The organism is Nocardiopsis halotolerans DSM 44410 (assembly GCF_000341065.1).
GTDB lineage: Bacteria > Actinomycetota > Actinomycetes > Streptosporangiales > Streptosporangiaceae > Nocardiopsis > Nocardiopsis halotolerans.
Window position 1 is genome coordinate 1 of record NZ_ANAX01000270.1, and the last position, 5,000, is coordinate 5,000.

Sequence of the window (5,000 nt, forward strand, 5' to 3'; positions counted from 1 at the left end):
ATCGGCTCGTGGGGCGGGAATGGGGTCAGAATGTCCGTGATTTACCCACAAATGTCGACAAAGGCCATCTTCGGCGGGCCTTCACGAGCACTCCCGGATCCCCGACCGGACGATTCCCGTACCACCACGCGGATTCACCCACCGTCTGCGTTCGCGCACGCGGCTGCGTCCACCCCTCCGACGCGAAATCTCGATTTTGACGTTTACGCAGGTCCTCAGTGTTCCCTCTTGGGCTACTCCGGTTGCAGGCTGGACGTGCAAGGCAGAAGAGGCAAAGGGGAGGCCGTCGTCTCGTACCGCCCGTCCAGCAGCGCGCGAACACTGGCTGGAGGCGTCCGCACCCGCACGGCGGTTCCCCGCACCGAGCCTCGAAGGGAAGCCACCGCTATGCAGAAGAAGACCCTGCGCCGCTTCGCGTTCACCGTCATCGCGGCACCCGCCCTGGCGCTCGGGGCCCCGGCCCTGGCCTCGGCGGACACGTACTACTCGTACGAGTCGTCGGGAGCCGGCCCCCACGGCGCGTACAGCTACGAATACAACTACGGACACGGCCACGGACACGGCCACGGGTACGGGCACGGCCACGGACACGGCCACGCCTGGTACCACCACTCCTCGTCCCACGCCGGTCCCGACGGGGCGTACCACTACAGCGTCAGCAGCGGCAGCTGGTGACACCAGCTCCGGCAAGGACCGGTCCCCGTACCGCCGAGGAGTGGTACGGGGACCGGGGTCTTTCCAGCCGGGCGTCGGCCCGGGGTCCGTCAGGCCGGGGAGGCGGGCTCGACGAAGGCCTTGAAGCGCTTCATGTCGCCCTTGGCACGGGCCTTGACCAGTCCCAGCTTGTCGCCGAGCTGTTCGACCACGCCCTCGGGGACGGTCTGGAGCTGGAGGGTGATCCTGCTGCGCGTGTCCGACAGGTGGTGGAAGGTCACCACGCCCGCGTGGGTCACGCCGTCCGTGGTCCTCCAGGCGATCCGCTCGCCCGGGACCTGCTCGGTGACCACGGCCTCGAACTCCCTCTTCTGGCCGCCGACCTCGATGGTCCAGACCATGTGGTCCTCACCGGTCCGGACGACCTTGTCGACGCCCTCCATGAACGCCGGGAACTCCTCGAACCTCGTCCACTGGGCGTAGGCGGCGGCGACCGGAACATCGACCTCCACGGCCTCGATGACCTCTGACATTGACTCGATCCCCCTCGCCGTAGCGTGCGTTCGGTCCTCAGGGGAGCCGCTACCCGGCTCGCTCCCCGCAAACCACCCTGACGATACCTTTTCGTTACCTTCTGGCTCCGTGCGAGGGCAGGGGCCGAACGCGGACGGGGCCGCCACCGTCGGTCGGACGGTGGCGGCCCCGCACTCGGCACCCCTGACGCGGAGGGACTCCGCGAGGAGTCGGTGCTACTTGGCGATCAGCTGGCGCAGCACGTACTGGAGGATGCCGCCGTTGCGGTAGTAGTCCGCCTCACCGGGGGTGTCGATGCGCACCACGGCGTCGAACTCCACACCGGTGTCGGTGCTGACCTTCACCGTGGCGGGCGCGGGCCCCTCGTTCATCTCGGTCACGCCGGTGATGGAGAAGGTCTCCTCGCCGGTCAGGCCGAGGGAGTCGGCGGACTGACCCTTCGGGAACTCCAGGGGCAGGACACCCATGCCGATCAGGTTCGAACGGTGGATGCGCTCGTAGGACTCGGTGATGACCGCGCGGACGCCCAGCAGGGCGGTGCCCTTGGCGGCCCAGTCGCGCGAGGAACCGGAGCCGTACTCCTTGCCGCCCAGCACGACCAGCGGGACGTCCTGCGCGGCGTAGTTCTGCGCGGCGTCGTAGATGTACTTCACCGGACCGTCGGCCTCGGTGAAGTCGCGGGTGTAACCGCCCTCGGTGCCCGGCGCGAGCTGGTTGCGCAGGCGGATGTTGGCGAACGTGCCCCGGATCATCACCTCGTGGTTGCCGCGGCGGGAACCGTAGGAGTTGAAGTCGCGGCGCTCCACACCGTTGGCCTTGAGGTACTCGGCCGCCGGGGTGCCCGGCTTGATGGCACCCGCCGGGGAGATGTGGTCGGTGGTGACCGAGTCGCCCAGCTTGGCCAGGACTCGGGCACCGGTGATGTCGGTGACCGGGTCCGGGGTGGTGCCCATGCCCTCGAAGTAGGGGGGCTTGCGGACGTAGGTGGACTCTTCCTCCCACTCGAAGGTGTTGCCGGTCGGCGTGGGCAGCGAACGCCAGCGCTCGTCACCGGCGAACACGTCCGAGTACGCGGACTCGTACATGTCCGAGGCGATCGCGGAGTCCATGACCTCCTGGATCTCCTCGGCGCTCGGCCAGATGTCGGCCAGGAAGACGGGCTCGCCGTCCGCGCCGACGCCCAGGGGCTCGGTGGTGATGTCCACGTCGAGCGACCCCGCCAGCGCGTAGGCGACCACCAGCGGCGGCGAGGCCAGGTAGTTCATCTTCACGTCCGGGTTGATCCGGCCCTCGAAGTTGCGGTTGCCGGACAGGACCGCGGAGACGGCCAGGTCGTTGTCCTGGACCGCCTTGGAGATCTCCTCCGGCAGCGGACCGGAGTTGCCGATGCAGGTGGTGCAGCCGTAGCCGACCAGGTTGAAGCCCAGCTTGTCCAGGTACGGGGTCAGGCCGGAGCGCTCGTAGTAGTCGGTGACGACCTTGGAGCCCGGGGCCATGGAGGTCTTGACCCACGGCTTGCGGCTCAGGCCCTTCTCCACCGCCTTCTTGGCCAGCAGGGCGGCGCCCAGCATGACCGAGGGGTTGGAGGTGTTGGTGCAGGAGGTGATCGCGGCGATCACGACGGCGCCGTGGTCGATCTCGGTCCTGGTGCCGTCGGCCATGGTGACCTCGACCGCCTTGTGCGGACGGTTGCCGTTGGCGGTGTGGGACGGAGCGTCGGAGGCGGGGAAGGACTCCTCGCTCGACTCGTCGACCTCGTCCTCGACGTAGTTGCGCACGTCGTGGCGCCAGGTCTGCTTGGCCGCGGACAGCGCGATGCGGTCCTGCGGGCGCTTGGGACCGGCGATGGACGGGACCACCTCGGCCAGGTCGAGCTCCAGGTACTCGGAGAACTCGGGCTCGTTGGCCGGGTCGTTCCAGAAGCCGTTGGCCTTGGCGTAGGCCTCGGTCAGGGCGACCTGCTGCTCGGAACGGCCGGTCAGCCTCATGTAGCGGATGGTCTCGTCGTCGATCGGGAAGATCGCGGCGGTGGAGCCGAACTCCGGGCTCATGTTGCCGATGGTGGCGCGGTTGGCCAGCGGCACGGAGGCCACGCCCTCGCCGTAGAACTCGACGAACTTGCCGACCACACCGTGCTCGCGCAGCATCTCGGTGATGGTGAGCACCAGGTCGGTGGCGGTGGTGCCCGGCTGGAGCTCACCGGTGAGCTTGAAGCCGACCACGCGCGGGATGAGCATGGAGATCGGCTGGCCGAGCATGGCGGCCTCGGCCTCGATACCGCCGACGCCCCAGCCCAGGATGCCCAGGCCGTTCTGCATCGTGGTGTGCGAGTCCGTACCGACGCAGGTGTCGGGGTAGGCCTGGCCGTTACGGCTCATGGTGACGCGCGCCAGGTGCTCGATGTTGGCCTGGTGCACGATACCGGTACCGGGCGGGACGACCTTGAACTCGTCGAAGGCGGTCTGGCCCCAGCGCAGGAACTTGTAGCGCTCGTAGTTGCGCTCGTACTCGATCTCGACGTTGCGCTCGAAGGCGTCGGGGCGCCCGAAGAGGTCGACGACGACGGAGTGGTCGATCACCAGCTCGGCGGGGGCGAGGGGGTTGATCTTGTCCGCGTCGCCGCCCAGCTCGCGCACGGCCTCGCGCATGGTGGCGAGGTCGACGACGCAGGGGACGCCGGTGAAGTCCTGCATGATCACCCGCGCGGGGGTGAACTGGATCTCCTGGTTGGGCTGGGCCTTGGGGTCCCACAGGCCCAGGGCCCGGATGTGGTCGGCGGTGACGTTCGCACCGTCCTCGGTGCGCAGGAGGTTCTCCAGCAGCACCTTCAGGCTGTAGGGAAGCCGGTGGGAGCCCTCAACGGCCTCCAACCGGAAGATCTCGTACGACTCGTCGCCAACGCGCAACGTGTCACGGGCGCCGAAGCTGTTCGCGGACACGGTGTCTGCCTCCTGATCTCGCCACTTGCGTTCCCAGCATCCTGCCCCATTCGGCGGGTGCGGGACGTACTCGAGGCCGCCCTGACCGGACACCGGGGCGGAGGACCGCGGGGAGGGCCTCCGCCTGCCTTCCGGTCTCCATCGAAACCGCCGTGACCTGCGGCGACACCACTCGCCACCGGACAGGCGACCCCTTGGCCGCGGACGCCCACGGTTGTTCCGGTCCGGACGTGGTCGAGCGGTCAACCTCACACACGCGAACCGGGACCGGGCCGGGGGGAACCCCGCTATATCTTGACATCAAGCTATCTAACTTGTATCTCGATATCAAGTTATCGGGCGGCCACCCTCCCCCCGCGACCGCCCCCGGGGTAGTGCTCCGTACTCCTTCTGGGCTCCACCCGCCGGAGGCGCTCCGCGCGGTCCGCGCGAACGCCCCGAAGGCGGGGACCGGCTCAGTCCAACTGCGGCGCGACCTGCGACGCGACCAGCTCCAGGTGGTCCAGGTCGGCCATGTCCAGCATCTGGAGGTACATGCGCTCGGCCCCCGCCTCGGCGAACCGGCCGATCCTGTCCACCAGCTCGTTCGGGGTACCCGCCAGACCGTTCTCGCGCAGCTCCGGAACCTCGCGGCCGATCCGCTCCGCGCGCCGGGCCACCTCCGCCTCGTCCCTGCCCACGCACAGGACCTGCGCGGCGGAGTAGACCATCGGAGCACCGCGCCCCGAGGCCCGCACCGCGGCCCGGGTCCGCTCGAAGGCGGCCGCGGTGTCCTCCACCGAGGAGAAGGGAACGTTGTACTCGTCGGCGTACTTGGCGGCCAGGCGCGGCGTGCGCTTGGGGCCGGTGCCGCCGATCAGCACCGGCGGGCGG

At 69.0% G+C, this 5,000-nt stretch carries 3 protein-coding genes and 1 pseudogene; 1 reads left to right on the forward strand and 3 read right to left on the reverse strand.

The genetic code is table 11. The features are described 5' to 3' along the window. The first annotated feature begins 387 nt into the window (after positions 1-387). Entirely contained in the window at positions 388-675 is a 288-nt protein-coding gene (locus D455_RS0120710; RefSeq protein ID WP_017572604.1) for a hypothetical protein, read from the forward strand. 89 nt (positions 676-764) lie between these two features. Here the strand turns inward: D455_RS0120710 and D455_RS0120715 are convergent, their stop codons facing one another. The 3 genes and pseudogenes from D455_RS0120715 to D455_RS0120725 all read right to left on the reverse strand — a co-directional run. Next, a complete protein-coding gene (locus D455_RS0120715) occupies positions 765-1,187 on the reverse strand; it encodes an SRPBCC family protein (RefSeq protein WP_017572605.1) in 423 nt (140 codons plus the stop codon). Between the two features lie 216 nt (positions 1,188-1,403). Further along, positions 1,404-4,127, reverse strand: coding sequence for an aconitate hydratase AcnA (acnA, locus tag D455_RS0120720; RefSeq protein ID WP_017572606.1), 2,724 nt, complete (start codon positions 4,125-4,127; stop codon positions 1,404-1,406). Positions 4,128-4,582: 455 nt separating this feature from the next. Then, positions 4,583-5,000: pseudogene (locus D455_RS0120725) on the reverse strand (LLM class flavin-dependent oxidoreductase); the annotation flags it as partial.